The sequence below is a fragment of the Rehaibacterium terrae genome, from assembly GCF_014202935.1.
GTDB classification, from domain to species: Bacteria; Pseudomonadota; Gammaproteobacteria; order Xanthomonadales; family Xanthomonadaceae; genus Rehaibacterium; species Rehaibacterium terrae.
This window is the reverse complement of sequence record NZ_JACHHX010000006.1, coordinates 1-24,880: the sequence shown is the minus strand read 5'-3', so window position 1 is coordinate 24,880 and position 24,880 is coordinate 1. Positions and strand designations below refer to the sequence as shown.

Annotated in this window: 22 protein-coding genes and 2 tRNA genes; all 24 read left to right on the top strand. The window is 67.0% G+C overall.

The features are described 5' to 3' along the window. Window position 1 precedes the first annotated feature (1 nt). The 24 genes from secG (at window position 2) to pnp (ending at window position 24,649) form a co-directional block, all read left to right on the top strand. On the top strand, window positions 2-409 hold the full coding sequence (gene secG / locus HNQ58_RS05465; RefSeq protein WP_183947788.1) for a preprotein translocase subunit SecG: 408 nt from the start codon (window positions 2-4) through the stop codon (window positions 407-409). Window positions 410-467: 58 nt separating this feature from the next. Then, a tRNA-Leu gene (locus tag HNQ58_RS05460) sits at window positions 468-552 on the top strand. Between the two features lie 76 nt (window positions 553-628). After that, on the top strand, window positions 629-985 hold the full coding sequence (locus tag HNQ58_RS05455; protein WP_183948029.1) for an NADH-quinone oxidoreductase subunit A: 357 nt from the start codon (window positions 629-631) through the stop codon (window positions 983-985). Beyond that, window positions 976-1,518, top strand: coding sequence for a NuoB/complex I 20 kDa subunit family protein (locus HNQ58_RS05450; RefSeq protein WP_183947787.1), 543 nt, complete (start codon window positions 976-978; stop codon window positions 1,516-1,518). The genes HNQ58_RS05455 and HNQ58_RS05450 overlap by 10 nt, the downstream gene beginning before the upstream one ends. A gap of 42 nt (window positions 1,519-1,560) precedes the next feature. Then, window positions 1,561-2,283, top strand: a complete 723-nt coding sequence (locus HNQ58_RS05445) for an NADH-quinone oxidoreductase subunit C (RefSeq protein ID WP_183947786.1) — start codon at window positions 1,561-1,563, stop codon at window positions 2,281-2,283. A gap of 10 nt (window positions 2,284-2,293) precedes the next feature. Next, on the top strand, window positions 2,294-3,550 hold the full coding sequence (locus HNQ58_RS05440) for an NADH-quinone oxidoreductase subunit D (RefSeq protein WP_183947785.1): 1,257 nt from the start codon (window positions 2,294-2,296) through the stop codon (window positions 3,548-3,550). Continuing rightward, a complete protein-coding gene (nuoE, locus tag HNQ58_RS05435; protein WP_183947784.1) occupies window positions 3,547-4,074 on the top strand; it encodes an NADH-quinone oxidoreductase subunit NuoE in 528 nt (175 codons plus the stop codon). Before HNQ58_RS05440 ends, nuoE begins: the two co-directional genes overlap by 4 nt. Before the next feature lie 6 nt (window positions 4,075-4,080). Continuing rightward, entirely contained in the window at window positions 4,081-5,418 is a 1,338-nt protein-coding gene (gene nuoF, locus HNQ58_RS05430; protein WP_183947783.1) for an NADH-quinone oxidoreductase subunit NuoF, read from the top strand. A gap of 121 nt (window positions 5,419-5,539) precedes the next feature. After that, complete coding sequence (nuoG, locus tag HNQ58_RS05425; protein ID WP_183947782.1) at window positions 5,540-7,801, top strand: NADH-quinone oxidoreductase subunit NuoG; 2,262 nt, start codon at window positions 5,540-5,542, stop codon at window positions 7,799-7,801. Next, window positions 7,798-8,877: an NADH-quinone oxidoreductase subunit NuoH gene (gene nuoH / locus HNQ58_RS05420; protein ID WP_183948028.1), complete on the top strand. Its 1,080-nt coding sequence runs from the start codon at window positions 7,798-7,800 to the stop codon at window positions 8,875-8,877. Before nuoG ends, nuoH begins: the two co-directional genes overlap by 4 nt. Before the next feature lie 10 nt (window positions 8,878-8,887). Then, window positions 8,888-9,376, top strand: coding sequence for an NADH-quinone oxidoreductase subunit NuoI (gene nuoI / locus HNQ58_RS05415; protein ID WP_183947781.1), 489 nt, complete (start codon window positions 8,888-8,890; stop codon window positions 9,374-9,376). 15 nt (window positions 9,377-9,391) lie between these two features. Then, on the top strand, window positions 9,392-10,009 hold the full coding sequence (locus HNQ58_RS05410) for an NADH-quinone oxidoreductase subunit J (RefSeq protein ID WP_183947780.1): 618 nt from the start codon (window positions 9,392-9,394) through the stop codon (window positions 10,007-10,009). Beyond that, window positions 10,006-10,311 (top strand): NADH-quinone oxidoreductase subunit NuoK, encoded by a 306-nt coding sequence (nuoK, locus tag HNQ58_RS05405; protein WP_183947779.1) that lies wholly within the window; start codon window positions 10,006-10,008, stop codon window positions 10,309-10,311. Before HNQ58_RS05410 ends, nuoK begins: the two co-directional genes overlap by 4 nt. Before the next feature lie 4 nt (window positions 10,312-10,315). Beyond that, on the top strand, window positions 10,316-12,373 hold the full coding sequence (gene nuoL, locus HNQ58_RS05400; RefSeq protein ID WP_183947778.1) for an NADH-quinone oxidoreductase subunit L: 2,058 nt from the start codon (window positions 10,316-10,318) through the stop codon (window positions 12,371-12,373). A gap of 25 nt (window positions 12,374-12,398) precedes the next feature. Continuing rightward, on the top strand, window positions 12,399-13,910 hold the full coding sequence (locus HNQ58_RS05395) for an NADH-quinone oxidoreductase subunit M (RefSeq protein ID WP_183947777.1): 1,512 nt from the start codon (window positions 12,399-12,401) through the stop codon (window positions 13,908-13,910). Between the two features lie 13 nt (window positions 13,911-13,923). Continuing rightward, window positions 13,924-15,375 carry an NADH-quinone oxidoreductase subunit NuoN gene (nuoN, locus tag HNQ58_RS05390; RefSeq protein WP_183947776.1) on the top strand — a complete coding sequence of 484 codons (1,452 nt, stop codon included), beginning with the start codon at window positions 13,924-13,926 and terminating at the stop codon, window positions 15,373-15,375. A gap of 66 nt (window positions 15,376-15,441) precedes the next feature. Further along, window positions 15,442-15,518: transfer RNA gene (locus HNQ58_RS05385), tRNA-Met, on the top strand. A gap of 171 nt (window positions 15,519-15,689) precedes the next feature. Then, entirely contained in the window at window positions 15,690-16,235 is a 546-nt protein-coding gene (gene rimP / locus HNQ58_RS05380) for a ribosome maturation factor RimP (protein WP_183947775.1), read from the top strand. 28 nt (window positions 16,236-16,263) lie between these two features. After that, the gene (gene nusA / locus HNQ58_RS05375; RefSeq protein ID WP_183947774.1) at window positions 16,264-17,751 is read left to right on the top strand and encodes a transcription termination factor NusA; all 1,488 of its coding nucleotides are present in this window, start codon (window positions 16,264-16,266) and stop codon (window positions 17,749-17,751) included. A 110-nt stretch (window positions 17,752-17,861) separates the two neighbouring features. Beyond that, window positions 17,862-20,435, top strand: a complete 2,574-nt coding sequence (gene infB, locus HNQ58_RS05370) for a translation initiation factor IF-2 (RefSeq protein ID WP_183947773.1) — start codon at window positions 17,862-17,864, stop codon at window positions 20,433-20,435. Window positions 20,436-20,453: 18 nt separating this feature from the next. Continuing rightward, entirely contained in the window at window positions 20,454-20,804 is a 351-nt protein-coding gene (gene rbfA / locus HNQ58_RS05365; RefSeq protein WP_183947772.1) for a 30S ribosome-binding factor RbfA, read from the top strand. A gap of 127 nt (window positions 20,805-20,931) precedes the next feature. Further along, window positions 20,932-21,873: a tRNA pseudouridine(55) synthase TruB gene (truB, locus tag HNQ58_RS05360; RefSeq protein WP_183947771.1), complete on the top strand. Its 942-nt coding sequence runs from the start codon at window positions 20,932-20,934 to the stop codon at window positions 21,871-21,873. A 290-nt stretch (window positions 21,874-22,163) separates the two neighbouring features. Continuing rightward, window positions 22,164-22,424 (top strand): 30S ribosomal protein S15, encoded by a 261-nt coding sequence (gene rpsO, locus HNQ58_RS05355; protein ID WP_183947770.1) that lies wholly within the window; start codon window positions 22,164-22,166, stop codon window positions 22,422-22,424. 122 nt (window positions 22,425-22,546) lie between these two features. Then, window positions 22,547-24,649 carry a polyribonucleotide nucleotidyltransferase gene (pnp, locus tag HNQ58_RS05350; protein WP_183947769.1) on the top strand — a complete coding sequence of 701 codons (2,103 nt, stop codon included), beginning with the start codon at window positions 22,547-22,549 and terminating at the stop codon, window positions 24,647-24,649. Window positions 24,650-24,880 lie beyond the last annotated feature (231 nt).

Sequence of the window (24,880 nt, the reverse complement as noted above, 5' to 3'; positions counted from 1 at the left end):
CATGTTCATCCAGCTGGCCACCATCCTGTACTTGATCGTCGCCGTGGCGATGGTCGCGCTGATCCTGATGCAGCGCGGCGCCGGTGCGGCCGCGGGCTCCGGCTTCGGTGCCGGCGCCTCGGCCACCGTGTTCGGTGCGCGCGGCGCCTCCAACTTCCTCTCGAAGGCCACCAAGTGGCTCGCGATCGTGTTCTTCGCGCTGAGCCTCGCTATGGCCATGTACGCGACGCGCTCGGTGCGTGGGCCGGCGGCCGAGGATCTGGGTGTGATGGGGCGCGTGCCGGCGGCCGCCACCCCGGCCGAGGTGCCGGCCGCGCCGGCAGTCGGGCCGGCGCAGGCGGAGGTTCCGGCCGCGCCTGTGGAAGAAGAGCCGTCAGAAGACGACACGCAGGACGACACGCAGGACTGATCGGCTGATACAATTTGCAAGGTTCCGCGGCGCGGTTCGCGCAACCGGAACGACACCTGCCCAGGTGGCGGAATTGGTAGACGCACTACCTTGAGGTGGTAGCGACGCAAGTCGTGGGGGTTCGAGTCCCCCCTTGGGCACCAGATTGAACTGACGGCGCGCCGCCCGCCGCACGGGCGGCGCGACGCATGCGCCCCTGTGGCGCGATGTGAGGCGCACGTGCTGGGCGAATACCTGCCGATCCTGCTCTTCCTGTTCGTTTCCACCGTCATCGGTGTGGCCCTGCTGGTGCTGGGCTGGCTGCTCGGCCCGCAGCGCCCGGAGAGCGAGAAGCTCTCCCCCTACGAGTGCGGATTCGAGGCCTTCGAGGACGCGCGCATGCAGTTCGACGTGCGCTACTACCTCGTCGCCATCCTGTTCATCATCTTCGATCTCGAGATCGCGTTCCTGTTCCCGTGGGCGGTGGTGTTCCGCGACATCGGCATGACCGCGATCGTTTCCATGGCCGTGTTCCTCGGCATCCTCGTGATCGGCTTCGTGTACGAGTGGAAGAAGGGCGCGCTGGAATGGGAGTGAAAGAGTTCTTCCATAACCCCGAGCCGATCGGCCGGGTCGACGACATCCTGCGTCCCGAGGGCGACAACCCGCTGCTGGAGCGCGGCTTCGTCACCACCAGTGTCGATGCCCTGGTCAACTGGGCCCGCACCGGCTCGATGTGGCCGATGACCTTCGGTCTGGCCTGTTGCGCCGTCGAGATGATGCACGCCGGCGCCTCGCGCCTGGATCTCGACCGCTACGGGGTCATCTTCCGCCCGTCGCCGCGCCAGTCCGACGTGATGATCGTGGCCGGCACGCTGGTCAACAAGATGGCCCCGGCGCTGCGCAAGGTCTACGACCAGATGCCCGACCCGAAGTGGGTCATCTCGATGGGCAGTTGCGCCAACGGCGGCGGCTATTACCACTATTCCTACGCCGTGGTGCGCGGCTGCGACCGCATCGTGCCCGTGGATGTCTACGTGCCAGGCTGTCCGCCGACCGCCGAGGCGCTGGTCTACGGCATCCTGCAGTTGCAGAAGAAGATCCGCCGCACCAACACGATCGCGCGTTGAGCGCGGCCGCCCACGACACATCCAGGACTGCCCGCCAAGCCCATGGCCGAGCAAGCAACCCCCTTCATCGAGCGCCTGCGCGCACGCTTCGACGGCAAGCTGCTGTCGATCGCGCAGGCGCATGGCGAAACCACCATCGAGGTCGCCCCCGACCACTGGCTCGAAGTGTGTCGCGCGTTGCGCGACGAGCCCGAACTGCGCTTCGAGCAGCTGACCGACCTGTGCGGCGTCGACTACCTCGGCTACGGCCAGGCCGAATGGGACACCACCGACGTGTCCTCCGAGGGCTTCAGTCGCGGCGTCGAGGGCCAGGCGATGGGCCGCTTCACCTGGGCCGAGCGCCCGCGCGGCAAGGGGCCCGACAAGCGCTTCGCCGTCGTCGTCCATCTGCTCTCGATCCACCACAACCGTCGCCTGCGGGTCCGCTGCTTCGCCGCCGACGAGTCGCTGCCGGTGGTGCCCTCGCTGGTCGATGTCTGGCCGGGCGTGAACTGGTTCGAGCGCGAGGCATTCGACCTGTTCGGCATCGTCTTCGAAGGACATCCCGACCTGCGTCGCATCCTGACCGACTACGGTTTCGTCGGTCATCCGTTCCGCAAGGACTTCCCGCTGATCGGCAACGTCGAGGTCCGCTACGACGCCGACAGGAAGCGGGTCGTGTACGAGCCGGTCTCCATCGAGCCGCGCGTGTTGGTGCCGCGCGTGATCCGTCACGATTCGCGTCTGCAGCAGGCCCGGGCCGAGCGGCAGCCGGAAAAGCAGTGAGGGGCCCGGCATGACAGAGGAAATCCGCAGCTACACGATGAATTTCGGTCCCCAGCACCCGGCCGCGCACGGCGTGCTGCGACTGGTGCTGGAGATGGACGGCGAGACCGTGCGCCGCGCCGACCCGCACATCGGCCTGCTGCACCGCGCCACCGAGAAGCTGGCCGAGTCCAAGCCGTTCAACCAGTCGATCGGCTACATGGACCGTCTCGACTACGTCTCGATGATGTGCAACGAGCACGCCTACGTGCGCGCCATCGAGAAGCTGCTGGGCATCGAGCCGCCCGAGCGCGCGCAGTGGATCCGGACCTGCATGGACGAGGTCACGCGCATCCTCAACCACCTGATGTGGATCGGCTCCAACGGCCTGGACCTGGGCGCGATGGCGCTGTTCCTGTACGCCTTCCGCGAGCGCGAGGAGCTGATGGACGTCTACGAGGCGGTGTCGGGTGCGCGCATGCACGCGACCTACTACCGCCCGGGCGGCGTCTATCGTGACCTGCCGGACCGGATGCCGCAGTACAAGGAGTCGCCCTGGCGCAAGGGCAAGGACCTCAAGCGCAGCAACGAGTGGCGCGAAGGCACGCTGCTCGACTTCCTCGACGCCTTCTGCGACGACTTCTTCGGCAAGATCGACGAGTACGAGACCCTGCTGACCGACAACCGCATCTGGAAGCAGCGCACCGTCGGCATCGGCGTGGTGCCGCCGGAGATGGCGCTGGCCTGGGGCATGACCGGCCCGATGCTGCGTGGCTCGGGCATTGCCTGGGACCTGCGCAAGAAGCAGCCCTACGCCAAGTACGCCGAAGTCGACTTCGACATCCCGGTGGGCGTGCAGGGCGACTGCTACGACCGCTATCTGGTACGTGTCGAGGAGATGCGCCAGTCGGCCCGCATCATCAAGCAGTGCGTGGCCTGGCTGCGCGCCAATCCCGGTCCGGTGATGGTGAAGAACTTCAAGGTCGCGCCGCCCTCCCGCGAGGAGATGAAGGACGACATGGAAGCCCTCATCCACCACTTCAAGCTGTTCAGCGAGGGCTATTGCGTGCCGGAAGGCGAGGCCTACGCCGCCGTCGAGGCGCCCAAGGGCGAGTTCGGCGCCTACATCGTCTCCGACGGCGCCAACAAGCCGTTCCGCCTGAAGCTGCGCGCGCCGGGCTTCGCCCATCTGTCGTCGATGGATGCCATCGTGAAGGGTCACATGCTGCCCGACGTGGTCGCCATGATCGGCACCTACGACATCGTTTTCGGAGAGATCGACCGATGAAGGCCACCGGTAATTTCGAGGCCTGCCGGCATGTGGACCCACTGGTCGCACTGAGCGACAGGACCCGCCAGCACATCGACCACTGGGTGGCGAAGTTCCCGCCCGACCGCAAGCGCTCGGCGGTGATCCAGGGCCTGATGGCGGCGCAGGAGCAGAATGGCGGCTGGCTCAGTGACGAGCTGATCGCGGCGGTCGCCAAGTATCTTGGCATCCCGCCGGTGTGGGCCTACGAAGTCGCCACCTTCTACTCGATGTTCGAAACCCGGCCGGTCGGCCGCAACAACGTCGCCATCTGCACCAACATCAGCTGTTGGCTCAACGGCGCCGAGGACATCGTGCGCCACTGCGAGAGCAAGCTCGGCATCAGGCACGGCGAGAGTACGCCGGATGGCCGCATCTACCTCAAGGTCGAGGAAGAGTGCCTGGCCGCCTGCTGCGGCGCGCCGATGATGGTCGTCAACGGGCATTACCACGAGAAGCTCACCCCTGCGAAGGTGGACGAGATTCTCGACGGGCTGGAGTGATTCGAGATGGCGCATCATCAGATTCGCGGTCCTTTCGGTCCGGCTCCGGAGGAGCACAACGTCGTGCGCAACACGCTCCATTTCGAGGAGCCGTGGTCGTACGAGAACTACCTCAAGGTCGGCGGTTATCAGGCCCTGCGCAGGATCCTCACCGAGAAGATTCCGCAGGAGCAGATCATCGACATGGTCAAGCAGTCGGGTCTGCGCGGTCGCGGCGGCGCGGGCTTCCCGACCGGACTGAAATGGAGCTTCATGCCACGCAGCGCGCCGGGGCAGAAGTACATCCTGTGCAACTCCGACGAATCCGAGCCGGGGACCTGCAAGGATCGCGACATCCTGCGCTACAACCCGCATGCGGTGATCGAAGGGATGGCGATCGCCTGCTACGCCACCGGGGCGACCGTGGCCTACAACTACATGCGCGGCGAGTTCCACCATGAGCCGTTCGAGCGCATGGAGCAGGCGCTGAAGGAAGCCTATGCCCACGGCTGGCTGGGCAAGAACGTGCTGGGCAGCGGCGTGGACATCGACATCCACAACGCGCTCGGCGCCGGCGCCTACATCTGCGGCGAGGAAACCGCGCTGATGGAGTCACTGGAGGGCAAGAAGGGTCAGCCGCGCTTCAAGCCGCCGTTCCCGGCCAACTTCGGCCTGTTCGGCCGGCCGACCACGATCAACAACACCGAGACCTACGCCTCGGTGCCGGCCATCATCCGCAACGGTGCCGAGTGGTTCCTGGGCCTGGGCAAGCCCAACAACGGCGGCCCGAAGGTGTTCTCGGTGTCCGGCCACGTCAACAACCCTGGCAACTTCGAGATCCGCCTGGGCACGCCGTTCAGCGAGCTGCTGGCGATGGCCGGCGGTGTGCGCGGCGGTCGCAAGCTCAAGGCGGTGATTCCGGGCGGCTCGTCGATGCCGGTGCTGCCGGGCGAGGTGATGATGGGCTGCACCATGGACTACGACTCGATCCAGAAGGCCGGCTCGGGCCTGGGCTCGGGCGCGGTGATCGTCATGGACGAGACCACCTGCATGGTGCGCGCCTGCCAGCGCATCGCCCGCTTCTACTTCAAGGAGAGCTGCGGTCAGTGCACGCCGTGCCGCGAGGGCACCGGCTGGATGTATCGCATGCTGACCCGCATCGTCGAGCGCCAGGCGACGATGGACGACCTGCACATGCTCAAGGCCGCCGCCGGCCAGATCGAGGGCCACACCATCTGCGCCTTCGGCGAGGCCGCCGCGTGGCCGGTGCAGGGTTTCCTGCGCCACTTCTGGCACGAGTTCGAGTACGCGATCGTCAACAAGCGGTTCCTTGTGGATGACGCCCGCTTGGAGCAGGCAGCATGAGTTTCGTTTTCGGAAGCCGGAAATCGGGAACCGGAAATCGGGGGCGGCGGAAGCTGCGCCAGCCCGGAATTCTTTTCCCATTTTCCGCTTCCCGTTCCCCATTTCCGGAAGAGGCGACCGCATGAGCGCCGCACCGACAAACAATCAGGCCCCCGACCTGGTCAACATCGAAGTCGACGGCGTCGCCCTGCAGGCGCCCAGGGGCTCGATGATCATCCAGGCCGCCGACAAGGCCGGCATTCCGATTCCGCGCTTCTGTTACCACGAGAAGCTGCCGATCGCGGCCAACTGCCGCATGTGCCTGGTCGACGTCGAGAAGATGCCCAAGCCGGCACCGGCCTGTGCCACGCCGGTGATGGAAGGCATGAGGGTCTACACCCAGTCCAAGCGTGCGCTGGACGCCCAGCGCAACGTGATGGAGTTCCTGCTGATCAACCATCCGCTCGACTGCCCGATCTGCGATCAGGGCGGCGAGTGCGAGTTGCAGGACCTGAGCCTGGGCTATGGCCGCTCGGTGTCGCGCTTTTCCGAGCGCAAGCGCGTGGTGGCCGACGAGGATCTGGGGCCGCTGGTCGCCACCGAGATGACCCGCTGCATCCATTGCACCCGCTGTGTCCGCTTCACTGCCGAGATCGCCGGCACCTACGAACTGGGCGGCATGCAGCGCGGCGAGCGGCTGGAGATCGGCACCTACGACGGCAAGCCGCTGGAGAGCGAGCTGTCGGGCAACGTCATCGACGTGTGCCCGGTCGGCGCACTGACCAACAAGGTGTTCCGCTTCCGCGCCCGGCCGTGGGAGCTGATGGCGCGCGAATCGCTGGGCTACCACGACGCGCTCGGTTCGAACCTGTTCCTGCATGTGCGCCGCGGCGAGGTCCTGCGCGTGGTGCCGCGCAACAACGAGGCGGTCAACGAGTGCTGGCTGTCCGACCGTGACCGTTACTCGCACCAGGGCCTGTATGCCGAGGATCGCGTGACCCGTCCGCAGCTCAAGGTCGACGGGCAGTGGCGCGAGGTGGGCTGGGACGAGGCCCTGGCCGCCGCCGCCGCTGCGCTCAAGGCGCAAGGCGGCGACGACCTGGGCGTGCTGGTGCATCCGGCGACCTCCAACGAGGAGGGGGCGCTGTTGAAGGCGATCGCCGATGGCCTGGGTTGCCCCAACCTCGACCACCGCCTGAATTTCACCGACTTTGCCGATGCGCCGGTGGCCGAACCGTTCGGGTTGCCGGTGGCCGAGGTCGAACAGGCCACGGCGGTACTGCTGGTCGGCAGCAACCTCCGCCACGAAATGCCGTTGCTGCACCAGCGCCTGCACAAGGCCGCCAAGCGTGGGGCCAAGGTCTACGCCATCAATCCGGTCGATTTCGAGTTCACCTTCGCACTGGCCGGCAAGCGGGTCGTCGCGCCGTCGCAGCTGCCGGCTGCGCTCAAGGCCGTGGCCGAGGGGCAGGGCGATGACGCCCGCGCGATCCTCGATGCGCTGAAGAACGCCTCCTCGGCGCTCATCGTGCTTGGCGAGATCGCCGAGACGCACCCGCAGGCCAGCCACCTGCGTGACGCCGCACGCCGGCTGGCAGAGGCAACCGGTGCCCGCATCAACCGCATCCCGCTTGGTGCCAATGCGCTGGGGCTGACCCGCCATGGCGTGCTGCCTGGCAGGCTCGACGCCCAGGCCATGCTGGCGCAGCCGCGCCAAGCCTACCTGCTCTACGGCGCCGAGCCGCCGCACGACTTCGCCGACGGCGCGCTGGCGGCCAAGGCGCTGGCCGGCGCCCGGGTCGTTGCCTTCAGCGCCTACGCTCCGGCCTTCATGCGCGACGTGGCCGAGGTGATCCTGCCGATCGGCCTGACGCCCGAGATCGAGGCGACCCTCACCAACGTCGATGGCATCGACCAGTCCACCCGCGCCGGCGGCAAGCTGCCGGGCGAGGCGCGCCCGGGCTGGAAGGTGCTGCGTGCGCTGGGCGAATCGCTTGGCCTGGCGGGCTTCGACTTCGTCGAGCTGGATGCCTTGCGCGACCGGCTCACGGCCACGCCGGCCGCCTGCGGCCAGGGGCTGGCGGTCGTCCATGCCCCCGGCGAGGGACTCGAGCGCATCGCCACCCGTCCGATCTACCGGACCGACGCCGTGCTGCGCCGTGCCACCGCGCTCAACGCGCATCCGCTCACGAAGGGCGCGCGCGTGGTGCTGCACCCCGAGGATGCGCTTTCGCGCGGCCTGTCCACCGGCGCCATCGCCAAGGTCGACGACGGTCGCGGCACCGCGGCGCTGCCGGTGGCCGTTGATGCCGCCGTCGCCAAGGGCGCGGCCTGGATCGAATCCTGCTACGACGCCACGGCGCCGATCGCGCCGCACGGCGTGCTTTCCGTGACGAGGGCCTGAGCGTGATCGAGATCGTCCGCGAGTTCTTCCTCGCCTTCGGCACCTTCGGCTTGCTGGTCTGGACGCTGCTGAAGATCCTGCTCATCAGTGTCCCGATCATCGTTGCCGTTGCCTTCTACACCCTGGCCGAGCGCAAGGTGATCGGCTGGATGCACGTGCGTCACGGCCCGGCCTACGTCGGCGGCATCAACCTGTTCGGCCTGAGGATCGGCCTCATCCAGCCGTTCGCCGACGTGTTCAAGATGCTGTTCAAGGAGCTGATCGTTCCGACCAACGCGCACGGCTTCCTGTACCGGTTGGCGCCGGTGCTGGCGCTGGCCCCGGCGCTCGCAGCCTGGGCGGTGGTGCCGTTCGAGGACGGGCTGGTGCTGGCCGACATCAATGCCGGCCTGCTGTTCCTGCTGGCGATGACCTCGATGGGCGTCTACGGCGTCATCCTCGGTGGCTGGGCGTCCAACTCCAAGTACGCGCTGCTCGGCGCCATGCGTTCGGCCGCGCAGGTGGTCAGCTACGAGATCGCCATGGGCTTCGCCCTGGTCGGCGTGCTGGTCGCCGCCGGCACGCTCAACATCAGCGAGATCGTCAACGCGCAGAAGGGCGGGGCCGGGCTGTTCGACTGGTTCTGGCTGCCGCTGCTGCCGTTGTTCGTCATCTATTTCATCTCCGGCGTGGCCGAGACCAACCGCGCACCCTTCGACGTCGCCGAGGGTGAGTCGGAGATCGTCGCCGGCTTCCACGTCGAGTATTCCGGTTCGGCCTTCGCGATCTTCTTCCTGGCCGAATACGCCAACATGATCCTGATCAGCTTCCTGGCGGCCCTGCTGTTCCTGGGCGGCTGGCTGAGCCCGTTCCAGGGCTGGACGGATTCCTTCCTCGGTCAGCCGAGCATCCTGTGGCTGTTCCTGAAGGCCGGTTTCTTCGCCTTCTGCTTCCTGTGGTTCCGCGCCACCTTCCCGCGCTACCGCTACGACCAGATCATGCGCCTGGGCTGGAAGGTCTTCATCCCCATCACCATCGTCTGGATCCTCGTCGCCGCCTGGGCTGCGCACGCGGGCTGGTTCGTCGCGGGCCAGTGAGGTCGAACGAATGAAGCGCGTCATCAACTACCTCAAGAGCCTGCTGCTGCTGGAGCTGCTCCAGGGGCTGTGGCTCACCCTGAAGTACTTCTTCAAGCCGAAGTACACCTTGCATTACCCGTTCGAGAAGTTCCCGCAGTCGCCGCGTTTCCGTGGCCTGCACGCGCTGCGCCGCTACCCGAACGGCGAGGAGCGCTGCATCGCCTGCAAGCTGTGCGAGGCCGTATGCCCGGCGCTGGCCATCACCATCGACTCGGCGCCGCGCGAGGACGGCACCCGCCGTACCACGCGCTACGACATCGACCTGTTCAAGTGCATCTTCTGCGGCTTCTGCGAGGAGAGCTGTCCGGTCGATTCGATCGTCGAGACGCACATCTACGAGTACCACTTCGAGAAGCGCGGCGAGAACATCGTCACCAAGCCGCAATTGCTGGCCATCGGCGACCGCTTCGAGGCCGAGATCGCCGAGCGCAGGGCGCTCGACGCGGCCTACCGCTGAGGACCGGAGAACACGATGGATTTCTCCCTGATCGCCTTTTACGGTTTCGCTGCCGTCACCGTGCTGTCCGCGCTGGCGGTGATCACCGTCAAGAACCCGGTCTACGCCGTGCTCTGCCTGGTGCTGACCTTCTTCTCCACCGCCTGCATCTGGCTGTTGGCCGAGGCCGAGTTCCTCGCCATCGCGCTGGTGCTGGTCTATGTGGGCGCCGTCATGGTGCTGTTCCTGTTCGTGGTGATGATGCTCGACATCAACACCACACCGATGCGCGAAGGCTTCGCCCGCTACCTGCCGGTGGCCGCGCTGGTGGCGGTGATCATGGCGGTCGAGATGATCGCGCTGATCGGCGTACAGCGCTTCGGCCAGAAGATCACTTCGCCGGATCCGGCACTGGCCGCCGGCATGAGCAATACCGAATGGTTGGGCAAGGCGCTGTTCACCGACTACATCCTGCCATTCGAACTGGCCGCCGTGATCCTGACCGTGGCGATCATCGCCGCCATCATGCTCACGCTGCGTCGTCGCAAGGGTACCAAGCACCAGAACCCGGCACGGCAGGTGATGGTGCGTCGTGAGGACCGCGTGCGGCTTGTGAAGATGGCCGCCGAGCGCAAGCAGGAGGACACCCCGTGATCAGCCTGGGCCACTACCTCGCGCTGGGCGCGGTGCTGTTCTGCGTCGCCGTCGCCGGCATCTTCGTCAACCGCAAGAACCTGATCGTGCTGCTGATGGCGATCGAGCTGATGCTGCTCGCCGTCAACATCAACTTCATCGGCTTCTCCCGCTTCCTGGGCGACGTCGACGGCCAGGTCTTCGTGTTCTTCATCCTCACCGTGGCCGCGGCCGAGTCGGCGATCGGCCTGGCGATCCTGGTGGTGCTGTTCCGCAACCGGCGCACGATCAACGTCGCCGAAATCGAATCGATGAAGGGGTAAACCGGTGCTGAGCCAAAACACCCTGCTCGTCATCGCGCTGGCGCCGCTTTTCGGCGCCATCGTCGCAGGCCTGTTCGGCCGGCAGATCGGCCGCGCCGGCGCCCACTGGGTCACCATCCTCGGCGTTGCGGTCAGCTGCGCGCTGTCGGTACAGGTGTTCTACCAGCTTGCATTCGCCGGCGCCGCGCCATTCAACGAGAACATCTACACCTGGTTCGAGATCGGCAGCTATTCCGCGCATGTCGGCTTCATGGTCGACCGTCTGACCGCGATGATGATGGTGGTGGTCACCTTCGTGTCGCTGCTGGTGCACATCTACACCATCGGCTACATGCACGAGGATCCCGGCTACCAGCGCTTCTTCAGCTACATCTCGCTGTTCACCTTCTCGATGCTCATGCTGGTCATGAGCAACAACTTCCTCCAGCTGTTCTTCGGCTGGGAGGCGGTGGGCCTGGTTTCGTACCTGCTGATCGGCTTCTGGTACAAGCGGCCGACGGCGATCTTCGCCAACCTCAAGGCCTTCCTGGTCAACCGTGTCGGTGATTTCGGCTTCCTGCTCGGCATTGCCGGCATCCTGTACTGGTTCGGCACGCTCGACTACGCCACCGTGTTCGCTCGGGCGACCGAGATCGAGCACCTGACGATGGTCGAGCTGATCGGCCGCGACTGGTCGGTGCCGACCTTCATCTGCATCTGTCTTTTCATCGGCGCCATGGGCAAGTCGGCGCAGGTGCCGCTGCACGTGTGGCTGCCGGACTCGATGGAAGGCCCGACCCCGATCTCGGCGCTGATCCACGCCGCCACCATGGTAACCGCCGGCATCTTCATGGTCGCCCGCATGTCGCCGCTGTTCGAGCTGAGCGACACCGCGCTGGCCTTCGTGCTGTTCATCGGCGCCACCACGGCCTTCTTCACCGGCCTGATCGGTATCGTGCAGAACGACATCAAGCGGGTGGTGGCCTATTCGACCCTGTCGCAGCTGGGCTACATGACCGTGGCGCTGGGCGTGTCGGCCTACGCCGGCGCCGTGTACCACCTGATGACCCATGCCTTCTTCAAGGCACTGCTGTTCCTGGCCGCGGGCAGTGTCATCATCGGCATGCATCACGAGCAGGACATGCGCCGCATGGGTGGCCTGCGCAAGTACATGCCGGTCACCTACGCCACCTGCCTGATCGGCACGCTGGCGTTGGTCGGCTTCCCGTTCTTCTCCGGCTACTACTCGAAGGACTCGATCATCGAGGCCGTGAAGGTGGCGATGGGGCGGGGCGGCTGGGTGCAGGCCTATGCCTACTGGGCGGTGCTGCTGGGGGTGTTCGTCACCAGCTTCTACAGCTTCCGCCTGCTGTACCTGACTTTCCACGGCAAGGAGCGCTTCCACGACCGGGTCGGCCAAGACTACGTGGCGCCCGAGGCCGACAGCACCGAGCACGAGCAGGCGCTGGCGCACGCGCATGAGGACCATCATCACGCCCACACGCCGCACGAATCGCCCTGGGTGGTGACCCTGCCGCTGGTGCTGCTGGCGATCCCGTCGATCCTGATCGGCTTCTTCACCGTCGGGCCGATGCTGTTCTCGGATTTCTTCGAGGGTGCGATCTTCGTCCGCGAGGCCAACGACACCCTGGCGGTGGTGGGTCGCGAGCTGTTCCACGGCGCGCTGGCCTTCGGCCTGCATTTCTGGGCCTCGCCCGCGTTCTGGCTGGCTTTCGCCGGTTTCGCCGCAGCCACGTACATTTATCTGTTCAACCCGTCGCTGGCCGACCGGCTGAAGCAAATGTTCGCGCTGCCGTACCGGGTGCTGGAGAACAAGTACGGCTTCGACAGGCTCTGGATCGACGGTTTCGCCAAGGGCGGCGTCAAGTTGGGCGAGGTGTCGTACAAGGCCGGCGACACCGGCCTGATCGACGGCGCCATCGTCAACGGTTCGGCCGCATTGGTCGACCGGGTGGCCGCGGTGGTGCGCCGTGTCCAGTCGGGTTATCTCTACCACTACGCTTTCGCCATGATCCTCGGCCTCATCGTGATGCTGGCCGTGCTGATCCGCGCGCTGAGCTGACAAGAAAGACAAGGAAGCGCCGCAGATGTCCTCCTGGCCCCTGCTCAGTCTGCTGATCTGGCTGCCGATCCTCGGCGGCTTCGCGACCCTGGCGTTCGGCAACGCACGTCCGGCACAGGCGCGCTGGTTCGCGCTCGTCGTCGCGATCGTCACCTTCGCCCTGAGCCTGCCGCTGTACACCGGCTACGACCCGACCGGCGCGGTCATGCAGTTCGTCGAGCGGCGCGAGTGGGTGCCGAGCTACGACATCTGGTACGCGCTCGGCGCCGACGGCATTTCGGTGGCGCTGATCATCCTGACCACGCTGACCTCGGTGCTGGTGCTGATCGGCGCCTGGGGCTCGGTCGAGCAGCGCGTCAGCCAGTACTACGCCGCGTTCCTCATCCTCGAAGGCCTGATGGTGGGCGTGTTCTGCGCCATGGACGCCATCCTGTTCTACGTGTTCTTCGAGGGCATGCTGATTCCGATGTTCATCATCATCGGTGTCTGGGGCGGCCCCAGGCGCGTGTACGCCTCGATCAAGTTCTTCCTGTACACCTTCCTCGGCTCGGTGTTCATGCTGGTCGGCCTGGTGTACCTGTACCTGAAGGGCGGCAGCTTCCAGCTCGCCGACCTGTACGCGCTGCCGCTCAGCGCCACCGAGCAGATGTGGCTGTTCTTCGCCTTCCTGGTGGCGTTCGCGGTCAAGGTGCCGATGTTCCCGGTGCACACCTGGCTGCCCGACGCGCACGTCGAGGCGCCGACCGGCGGCTCGGTGATCCTGGCCGCGATCATGCTCAAGATCGGCGGCTATGGCTTCCTGCGCTTCTCGCTGCCGATCACGCCGGATGCGGGACATGAGTGGGCCTGGCTGGTGATCGCGCTGTCGTTGATCGCGGTGATCTACATCGGTCTGGTCGCGCTCGCGCAGCAGGACATGAAGAAGCTGATCGCCTACTCGTCGATCTCGCACATGGGTTTCGTCACCCTCGGCACCTTCATCGCCTTCGCGCTGGTGCGCGAGCACGGCAACCAGACGGCGGCACAGCTCGGCCTGCAGGGCGCGATGGTGCAGATGATCTCGCACGGCTTCATCTCGGGTGCGCTGTTCTCCTGCGTGGGCGTGCTCTACGACCGCGTGCACAGCCGTCAGATCCGCGACTACGGCGGCGTGGTGAACACGATGCCGTGGTTCGCGACGCTCTTCGTGCTGTTCGCGATGGCCAACTCCGGCCTGCCCGGCACCTCCGGCTTCGTCGGCGAGTTCATGGTCATCCTGGCGGCCTTCCAGCAAAGCCCGTGGCTGGCCTTCGCCGCGGCCTTCACCCTGATCCTCGGCGCGGCCTACACACTGTGGCTGGTCAAGCGGGTGATCTTCGGCGAAGTGGCCAACCAGCACGTCGCCGAGCTGCAGGACATCAACGGACGCGAGGCGCTGGTACTGGTCGTGTTCGCCATCGGTGTGCTGGCGATCGGCCTGTGGCCCAAGCCGCTGACCGACCTGATGGATGCCTCGATCGTCGAGCTGGTGCGTCTGCTCGCCGTCAGCAAGCTGTAAGGACCACGACCCCATGGTGACTTCCGCCGACTTCCTGCTGCTTGCGCCCGAGCTGCTCCTGCTCGGTGCGACCTGCGCCATCCTGTTGCTCGACCTGTTCCTCAGCGACCAGCGCCGCGGCCTGGTGCATTTCCTGGCCATCTTCACCCTGATCGCCACCGGCATCCTGACCTTCCGCCAGGGGGGTGCCGGCGCGCTGCCCGACGCGACCGCCTTCGGCGGCATGTTCATCCGCGACACCGCCAGCGACGTGCTCAAGCTGGTGATCTACGTGGTCACCGGTGCCGCTTTCGTCTACGCCAAGCCGTGGCTGGTCGATCGCGGCCTGTTCAAGGGCGAGTTCTACGTGCTGACGCTGTTCGCGGTGCTCGGCATGATGATCCTGGTCTCGGCCGGCAACCTGATCACCGTCTACCTCGGCCTGGAGTTGCTGGCGCTGAGCTCTTACGCGCTGGTGGCGATGGACCGCGACAACCGCCTGGCGTCCGAGGCGGCGATGAAGTACTTCGTCCTCGGCGCGCTGGCCTCGGGCATGCTGCTGTACGGCATGTCGATGATCTACGGCGCCTCCGGCGGCTCGCTCGACCTCGGTGCCATCTACAGCGCGGCCGCCGCCGACGGCGACAAGACCCTGCTGATGTTCGGTGTGGTGTTCGTGCTGGCCGGCATCGCCTTCAAGTTCGGCGCCGCCCCGTTCCACATGTGGCTGCCGGATGTCTATCAGGGCGCGCCGACCCCGGTCACCCTGTTCATCGGCTCGGCGCCCAAGCTGGCGGCCTTCGGCATGGCGTACCGGCTGCTGGAGGGCGCCGCCGGTCCGCTGGGCGAACAGTGGCAGATCATGGTCGCCTGGCTGGCGGTGCTGTCGTTGGCCACCGGCAACCTGATCGCGCTGATGCAGACCAACCTCAAGCGCATGCTGGCCTATTCGACGATCTCGCACGTCGGCTTCCTGTTCCTGGGCCTGGCCGCGGCCGACGCCCAGGGCTACGCCGCGGCGATGTTCTACGCGATCAGCTATGCGTTGATGTCGGCCGCCGCCTTCGCCTCGATCATCCTGCTCTCGCGCAAGGGCTTCGAAGCCGAGAACATCGCCGATTTCCGCGGCTTGAACGCGCGCAATCCGTGGCACGCGCTGCTGGTGCTGTGCATCATGGCCTCGCTGGCCGGCGTGCCGCCTTTCCTGGGCTTCTGGGCCAAGCTGGCGGTGCTGCGCGCCGCGGTCGAGGCCGGGATGATCTGGCTGGCCATCGTCGGTGTGGTGTTCGCCGTTATCGGCGCGTTCTACTACCTGCGCGTGATCAAGGCGATGTACTTCGACGAGCCCGAGGGTGAGACCGGCCCCGCGCCGGCGGCCGATCCGCACCTGCGCTGGCTGCTGTCGGTCAATGCGCTGCTGCTGCTTGGCCTGGGCTTGGCCTGGAGCCCGGTCATGGTCTGGTGCCAGCGGGCCTTCGGAATCTGATCGTGCCGTCCCCGGGGCCAGAGGCTTGCCAACCACGCGGTGCGTTCCTATAATTGCGGTCTCTGCTGCGGGGTGGAGCAGTCTGGCAGCTCGTCGGGCTCATAACCCGAAGGTCGCAGGTTCAAATCCTGCCCCCGCTACCAGTTTCTGGTAACGAAAGAGCCTCCTCGCGAGGCTCTTTTGCTTACCGGGGCTTGGTGCCGTGATCGCCCGGCCGGGCGCGGCACCCCGGAACCAGGACGTACCGGAAAGGGCCTTGCGGGCCCTTTTTTGTTGGCGGAATCATCCCGCTCGATTGCACAGGAACAGCCGACGTGAGCGACAAGGCGACCGAAATCGTCGAACTGCTGGCCCCCACCGTGACCTCGCTGGGGCTGGAGCTGCTGGGCGCGGAATTCGCGCCGTCGAGCGGCCGCTCGCTGCTGCGTCTGTATATCGACGCGCCCGAGCGGCACGTGACGCTGGACGACTGCGAATCGGTCAGTCGCGAGGTGTCGGCGGTGCTCGACGTTCACGATCCGATCAGCGGTCAGTACACGCTGGAAGTGTCCTCGCCCGGCATCGACCGGCCGCTGTTCACCCCGGCACAGTTCGCCCGTTTCGCCGGAGAGCGGGCCAAAGTGTCGCTGCGTCTGCCCATCGACGGGCGCCGCCGCCTGCAGGGCATCATCGCCCGCGTGGATGGCGACACCATCGTGCTGGTCGCCGACGAGCAGGAATTCGCGCTGCCGCACGGCAATATCGACAAGGCCCGGCTGGTGCCGGACCTGGTCGCGCTCGGTCTGGCGCCGGCCAGGCCCGAGCCGGCGCCAGGCGCCGGTCGTGCGCGGCGCGCCGGAAAGTCTTCCAGGAAATCTTGAGCGGTCCGACCGCATTTGGAGCTATGCCATGAGCAAGGAACTGTTGATGGTGGTGGACGCGGTCGCCAACGAGAAGGGCGTCCCGCGCGAGGTCATCTTCGAGGCGATGGAGGCGGCGCTCGCCTCGGCGGCGAAGAAGCGCTACCACGACCAGGACGTTTTGGTCCGGGTGTCGATCAACCCCAAGGACGGCAGCTACGAGACCTTCCGCCGCTGGGAGGTCGTCCCCGATGACGTGGTGATGGAGTCTCCCGACCGGCAGATCCGTCTGATGGACGCGATCGAGGAGAAGGCGGATGTCCAGGTCGGCGACTTCATCGAGGAGAAGATCGAGAATCCGGAGTTCGGCCGGATCGCTGCCCAGGCTGCCAAGCAGGTAATCGTGCAGCGGGTTCGCGAGGCCGAGCGTGCGCAGGTCGTCGAGGCATGGAAAAACCGCGTCGGCGAGCTGGTCACCGCCATCGTCAAGCGTGTCGAGCGCGGCAACGTCTACGTCGACCTGGGCGGCAACGCCGAAGGCTTCATTCCCAAGGACAAGGCGATTCCGCGCGACGTGCTGCGCCCGGGCGACCGCGTGCGCGGCTACCTGTACGACGTGCGCGCCGAGACCCGCGGCCCGCAGCTGTTCATCTCGCGCGCCGCGCCGGAATTCATGATCGAACTGTTCAAGCTCGAGGTGCCCGAGGTCGGCCAGGGGTTGGTCGAGATCAAGGCCGCCGCCCGCGACCCCGGCGACCGCGCCAAGATCGCGGTGATCGCCCACGACAACCGTACCGATCCGATCGGTGCCTGCATCGGCATGCGCGGCTCGCGCGTGCAGGCGGTGTCGAACGAGCTCAACGGCGAGCGCATCGACATCATCCAGTGGAGCGAGAATCCGGCCCAGTTCGTGATCAACGCGATGGCGCCCGCGGAGGTCCAGTCGATCATCGTCGACGAGGAGAAGCACTCCATGGACATCGCCGTGGCCGAGGACAAGCTCGCCCAGGCGATCGGCAAGGGCGGCCAGAACGTGCGCCTGGCCAGCCGGCTGACCGGCTGGCAGCTCAACGTGATGACCCAGGACCAGGTCACCGCCAAGACGGAGGCCGAGCAGGCCGCCGCCCGCCAGTTGTTCATGGACAAGCTGGAAGTGGACGAGGAAATCGCCGGCATCCTGGTGTCCGAGGGCTTCAGCACCGTCGAGGAGATCGCCTACGTGCCGGTCGGCGAGCTGCTGGCGGTGGAGGGCTTCGACGAGGATATCGTCGAAGAGTTGCGCGCCCGTGCCCGCGACGCGTTGCTGACCGAGGCGCTGGCGGCCGAGGAGGAGCTGGAGGAGCACAAGCCCGACCCCGATCTGCTCGCGCTGGACGGCATGGACGAGGCGACCGCCTACGCCCTGGCCGCGCGCGGGATCGTCACCCGTGACGACCTCGCCGACCTGGCGGTGGACGAGATCCTCGACATCGAAGGCATGGACGAGGAGCGCGCCGCGGCCCTGATCATGGCCGCGCGCCAGCACTGGTTCGAATGAGCCGCGCCGGCATGGCCGGCCAGGCTGTACAATCGCTCGCTTGAGTCGAGCACGCTTGCTTGAACCGGGCGCCCCAGCGGGCGCCCAGACGCCCAGGAACAGGAAGTCACATGTCCGAAGTCACCGTACGTACGCTCGCCAAGCTGGTCGGCACCCCGGTCGAGAAGCTCCTTGAGCAGCTTGCCGAGGCCGGCATGAGCTTCAGCGGGCCGGACCAGTTGGTGACCCCGACCGAGAAGATGAAGCTTCTCGGCTTCCTGCGGCGCACCCACGGCAAGTCCGAAACGGCCGCCGAGGAGGCCGCGCCGAGGCAGATCACGCTCAAGCGCCGCAAGGTGCAGGAGCTGACCGTCGCGGCCGGCAAGAGCAAGACCACGGTGGCCGTCGAGGTTCGCCAGAAGCGCACCTACGTCAAGCGCAGCGTGGTCGAGGAGGCTTCGCCGGTCGACGCCGAGCGCGAGGAAGCGTTGCGCAAGCTCGAGGAATCGCGCCGCCAGCAGGAGGCCGAGGAGGCCGCGCGGCTGGAGGCCGAGCGCAAGCGCGCCGAGGAGGAGGCCCGCCGCCGCGAGGCCGAGGAGGCCGAGCGCCTGGCGCGTGAGGCCGCCGAAGCGCGTCGCACCGACGAGCCCGCCATCGAGGCCCCAGCGCCGGCGCGGACGCCGGCCGCGCCGCCGCGCACGGCCGCGCCGTTGCCCGCGCGCGACGACAAGGCGCACCGCCACAAGGCCGCCCGCGGCCACGGCCACCGCGAAGGCGGCGAGGAGGACGAGGGGCGCGGCCGTTATACCGGCGGGCAGCTGCACCTGTCCGACTCCGAGCGTGCCCGCCGCGGCGCCAGCCGCAAGAAGGGCGGCAAGGCGCGTGGACCGGAGCACGGCCGTCAGGCCTCCGGTCAGCACGGTTTCTCGCGTCCCACCGCGCCGGTGTCGCGCGAGGTCGCCATCGGCGACACCATCGTCGTTGCCGACCTCGCCCAGAAGCTCGCCCTCAAGGGCAGCGAAGTGGTCAAGGCGCTGTTCAAGATGGGCGTGATGGCCACCATCAACCAGACCATCGACCATGACACCGCCGTGCTGGTGGTCGAGGAACTCGGCCACAAGGCCGTGCGCGCCCATGAGGACGACGCCGAGCTGGCGCTGCAGGCGCATGCCGAGGCCGCGCAGGGCACGCCCGAACCGCGGCCGCCGGTGGTCACCATCATGGGTCATGTCGACCACGGCAAGACCTCGCTGCTGGACTACATCCGCCGCACCAAGGTCGCCTCGGGTGAGGCGGGCGGCATCACCCAGCACATCGGCGCCTACCACGTCCAGACGCCCAAGGGTGTCATCAGCTTCCTCGACACGCCGGGCCATGCCGCGTTCACCGCGATGCGCGCGCGCGGTGCCAAGCTCACCGACATCGTCGTGCTGGTGGTCGCCGCCGACGACGGCGTGATGCCGCAGACGGTCGAAGCGATCCAGCATGCCAAGGCCGCCGGCGTGCCGCTGATCGTCGCCATCAACAAGATGGACAAGTCCGACGCCAACCCGGACAACGTCAAGCAGGGGCTCGCCAACCACGATGTCATCCCCGAGGAATGGGGCGGTGACACCCAGTTCGTGCCGGTGTCGGCGAAGACCGGCATGGGCATCGACGCCCTGCTCGACGCGATCTCGGTCCAGGCCGAGGTCATGGAACTGAAGGCCGTGCGCGACGGTCGCGCCACCGGCGTGGTGGTCGAGTCCTCGCTCGACAAGGGCCGCGGTCCGGTCGCCACGGTGCTGGTGCAGTCCGGCACGCTCAAGAAGGGCGACTTCCTGGTCTGCGGCGTGCAGTACGGCCGCGTCCGCGCGCTGTTCGACGAGACCGGCCGGCAAGTCAGCGAGGCCGGGCCGTCGATCCCGGTGGTGGTGCTGGGCCTGTCCGGCGTGCCCGAAGCCGGCGACGACTTCGTCGTGGTCGAGGACGAGCGCCTGGCCAAGGACGTGGCCCAGCAGCGCGAGGCCAAGCGCCGCGAAACGCGCCTGGTCGCCAAGGCCGGCAGCCGGATGGAGGACATCATGGCACAGATGGGCCAGGGCGGGGAGCAGCAGGTCCTCAACCTGGTCGTCAAGGCCGACGTGCAGGGTTCGGTCGAGGCCTTGCGCGACGCGTTGACCAACCTGTCCAACGAGCTGATCCGGATCAACGTGATCGTGGCCGGCGTGGGCGGCATCACCGAGTCCGATGCCACCCTGGCGGCGGCATCGAAGGCGGTGGTGATCGGCTTCAACGTCCGCGCCGACGCCTCGGCGCGCAGGGTCATCGAGGCCAACGGCCTGGACCTGCGCTACTTCTCGATCATCTACGACGTGATCGACCAGGTGAAGCAGGTGGCTTCCGGCCTGCTCGGCGTGGAGGTGCGCGAGGAGATCATCGGTATCGCCGAGGTCCGCGAGGTGTTCCGCAGTTCCAAGTTCGGCGCGGTCGCCGGCTGCATGGTGATCGAGGGCGTGGTCAAGCGGAACAAGCCGATCCGCGTGCTGCGCGACAACACCGTCATCTTCCAGGGCGAGCTGGAGTCGCTGCGTCGCTTCAAGGACAACGTCGACGAAGTGCGCATGGGCACCGAGTGCGGCATTGGCGTCAAGCAGTACAACGACGTCAAGGTCGGCGACCACATCGAGTGCTACGAGCGCATCGAAGTCCAGCGCACGCTGTGATCGCACGGGACTGATGCATTGAGCCGGAAGACCTTCCATCGGACCGACCGGGTATCGGCCCAGCTCCGCCGCGAGCTGGGCCAGCTCGTGCACGAGGCCGTGCGCGAGCACGGGCTGCCGTCGGTGAGCGTGTCCGACGTCGAGGTCACCCGCGATCTGGCGCACGCCAAGGTGTTCGTCACCGCGCTGCAGCCGGAGAAGTCGGCCGAGGCCGTGGCCGCGCTGCGGGAATTGGCACGCGAATTCCGCTTCCGTCTGGGCCGTATGCTGCACATGCGCAGCATTCCGGAGCTGCACTTCCACTACGACGATTCGGTCGATCGCGGCGAGCGCATCGACAATCTGCTGCGCGACCTCGACCGCGGCTGATCCCGTCGCGTGAGCGCAGGACGGGTTGCGTGGGAGCGGGCATGGCCGCGATGAGCCCGGCATGGCACTCCGGTCGCGGTCATGGCCGCTCCCATGCATCGACCGAAGTCACGATCCGCTCCTGCGAATGACCCACCGCCAGCGCACCGTTTTCCGCGACCTCGACGGCATCCTGCTGCTCGACAAGCCGCGTGGCATCAGCTCGAACCAGGCATTGCAGCGCGCGCGCCACCTGCTGCGTGCGGCCAAGGCCGGCCATACCGGCAGCCTGGATCCGCTCGCCACCGGCCTGTTGCCGATCTGTTTTGGCGAGGCCACCAAGCTGGCCGGCCATCTGCTGGGCTCGCGCAAGGCCTACCTGGCGGTGGCCAGGCTGGGTGTCACCACCGACACCGAGGATGCCGAGGGCCAGGTGCTGCGCGAGCGGCCGGTACCGGCGTTCGACGATGCCGCGATCGAGCACGCACTGACACGGCTGCGCGGCCGCATCCGCCAGCGTCCGCCGGTCTATTCGGCGCTCAAGCAGGGCGGCGAGCCGCTGTACGCCAAGGCCCGCCGCGGCGAGCAGGTGACGGTCGGCGAGCGCGAGGTCGAGGTCTTCCGCCTGGAACTGCTCGGTCGCGACGGTGACCGGTTGCGGTTGGAGGTGGAGTGCGGCCCGGGTACTTACATCCGCAGCCTGGTGCGCGACCTGGGCGAGGCCTTGGGCTGCGGCGCCCATATCCTCGAGTTGCGCCGGCTCTGGGTCGATCCGTTCCGGCAACCTGCCATGACCACGCTGGACAGGCTGGAAGCACTGGACGAGGCCGGGCGGGAGGCGCTGCTGTTGCCGGTCGAAGCCGGGCTGGGTGATTGGCGGCGGATCGATCTGGAACCTGAACAGGCGCGTCGGCTGGGACAGGGGCAGACCCTGCGGTTGGCCGAGGGCGCCACGCCGGGCCCGGTCGCCGTGTTCGGCCGGGCGGGCCGTGTGCTGGGCTTGGGCGAGATCGGCCTGGACGGCTGCCTGCGCCCGCAGCGGCTGTTCCGCTGGGCGGCCGAAGCCGCCAAGCCGGGCGTGGCGGACTAGCAGCCTGTTGAAAACGCACGTCCTGTGCGTTTTTCAAGTCGCGAGTCCGGCACATGTCCGGACTCGCTCCCGACAGATCAACCACTTGCAGTGATCGATCTGCGTTGCGAGCCATCCCTGGCTCGCCTGGCAGGCTGTTTTCCAACAGCCTGCTAGCGCCCTTGTTCGCAAAACCCTGTCCGGGCTACAATTTCACGGCTAACCCAGCGATTTTTTCCATCAACGGCGGGCCAGGCGGTGCGTCGCCGCGTAGCGGCGTTCCTGCAGGTCGCGCATCCAACGAGGTAAACATGTCCATCGACACCGGCAAGATCATCGAAGAATTCAAGCGCGCGCCGAACGACACCGGCTCGCCGGAAGTGCAGGTCGCCCTGCTGTCCGCCCGTATCGAGCAGCTGACCGAGCACTTCAAGGTCCACAAGCAGGACCACCACGGCCGTCGCGGCCTGCTCAAGCTGGTCAACCAGCGTCGCCGCCTGCTGAACTACCTCAAGGGCAAGGACGCGGAGCGCTACAAGACCCTGATCGAGCGCCTCGGCATCCGCCGCTGATCCGCATCTCCCCGCGGCGCAGAAATGCGCCGCGGTTTTTTTTGGACCGCGGTTTGGGCCGCGGTCCGGCGGGGGCCGGCAAGGGTGCCGTCCCCGCCTCATCAGACTGAAGGAATGAAAACGTGGCGAAAGTAACCAAGACCTTCCAGTACGGGAACCACCAGGTCACGCTGGAGACGGGCGAGATCGCCCGCCAGGCCAGTGGTGCGGTCATCGTCAAGATGGCCGATACCGTGGTGCTGGTGACCGCGGTGGGCAACAGGACCGTCCGTGAGGGCATGGACTTCTTCCCCCTCACGGTCGACTACCAGGAGAAGTTCTACGCCGGCGGCCGCATCCCCGGCGGCTTCTTCAAGCGCGAGGGCCGCCCGACCGAGCGCGAGACGCTGGTCTCGCGCCTGATCGACCGTCCGATCCGCCCGCTGTTCCCGGAAGAGTTCCGCCATGAGGTGCAGGTCATCGCCACCGTGCTCTCGATGAACCCCGAGGTCAGCGGCGACATCCCGGCGATGATCGGCGCCTCGGCCGCCCTGGCGCTGTCCGGCGTGCCGTTCAAGGGGCCGATCGGTGCTGCCCGCGTCGGCTACGCCAACGGCCAGTACCTGCTCAATCCGACCACCACCGAACTGCAGGGCTCGCAGCTCGACCTGGTCGTCGCCGGCACCGCGAATGCCGTGCTGATGGTCGAGTCCGAGGCCAAGGAGCTGTCCGAAGACGTGATGCTCGGCGCGGTGATGTTCGGTCACCGGCAGATGCAGGCCGTCATCCAGGCCATCAACGAGTTCGCCGCCGAAGTCGGCGTCAAGCACTGGGACTGGCAGCCGCCGGCCAAGAACGAAGCCATGATCGCCGCGCTCCGCGCCGCCGTCGGCAACCGTCTGTCCGAAGCCTTCCAGATCCGCGACAAGCTGCAGCGCCGCGACGCCATCTCGGCGCTGAAGAAGGAGGTCATCGAGTCGCTCAAGGCGCAGGCCGAGGAGAACGGCTGGTCGGCCGGCGAGATGAGCAAGGAGTTCGGTGAGCTCGAGTACCAGACCATGCGCTCCGCGGTGCTCGACACCAAGGTCCGCATCGACGGCCGCGACCTGACCACGATCCGTCCGATCACCGTGCGCACCGGCATACTGCCGCGTGTCCACGGCTCGGCGCTGTTCACCCGTGGCGAGACCCAGGCGCTGGTCACCCTGACGCTCGGTACCGCGCGCGACGGCCAGATCATCGACGCGATCGAGGGTGAATCGAAGGAACACTTCCTGTTCCACTACAACTTCCCGCCGTACTCGGTCGGCGAGGCCGGCCGCATGATGGGCCCGAAGCGCCGCGAGATCGGCCACGGGCGTCTCGCCAAGCGCGGCGTGCAGGCCGTCATGCCGACCATGGAGCAGTTCCCGTACACCATCCGCTGCGTGTCCGAGATCACCGAGTCCAACGGCTCCTCGTCGATGGCCTCGGTGTGTGGCTCCTCGCTGGCGATGATGGATGCGGGCGTGCCGATCAAGGCGCCGGTGGCGGGCATCGCCATGGGTCTGATCAAGGAAGCCGACCGCTTCGTCGTGCTCAGCGACATCCTCGGTGACGAGGACCACCTGGGCGACATGGACTTCAAGGTCGCCGGCACCGCCGAGGGCGTCACCGCCCTGCAGATGGACATCAAGATCGACGGCATCACCGAGGAGATCATGAAGATCGCCCTGGCCCAGGCCAAGGACGGTCGCCTGCACATCCTCGGCGAGATGGCCAAGGCCATCAGCGCGCCGCGCGCCGAGCTGTCCGAGTTCGCCCCGCGCCTGCTGACCATGAAGATCCACCCGGACAAGATCCGCGAGGTCATTGGCAAGGGCGGCTCGACCATCCAGGCGATCACCAAGGAGACCGGCACCCAGATCGACATCCAGGACGACGGCACCATCGTCATCGCCTCGGTCAACCGCGCCGCCGCCGAGGCCGCCAAGTCGCGCATCGAGCAGATCACCTCGGACGTCGAGCCGGGCCGGATCTACGAAGGCAAGGTGGCCAAGCTGATGGACTTCGGCGCCTTCGTGACCATCCTGCCGGGCAAGGACGGCCTGGTGCACGTGTCGCAGATCTCCAACGAGCGCGTCGAGAAGGTGTCCGACAAGCTCAAGGAAGGTGACATCGTCAAGGTCAAGGTGCTGGAAGTCGACAAGCAGGGCCGCATCCGCCTGTCGATGAAGGCCGTGAACGAGGAAGGCGCCGACGCGTAAGCATCGCGGCTTCCGCGGTACACGAAAAAGGCGGGCTTCGGCCCGCCTTTTTCTTCGGTGCGCCCGGCACGGGCGCACTCTTGGAGGTGCAAGTCCTCCCGCGAGCTGGCCACAGCGAGCGAAGCGAAGCGCAACTGCGGAAGGGCGACCGACCGTGGGGAGGAAGCGTGGAGCGAACCTGCGAGCCGATGGACAAGAACCGGACCGAGCGCAGCGAAGGCGCAGCCGCGA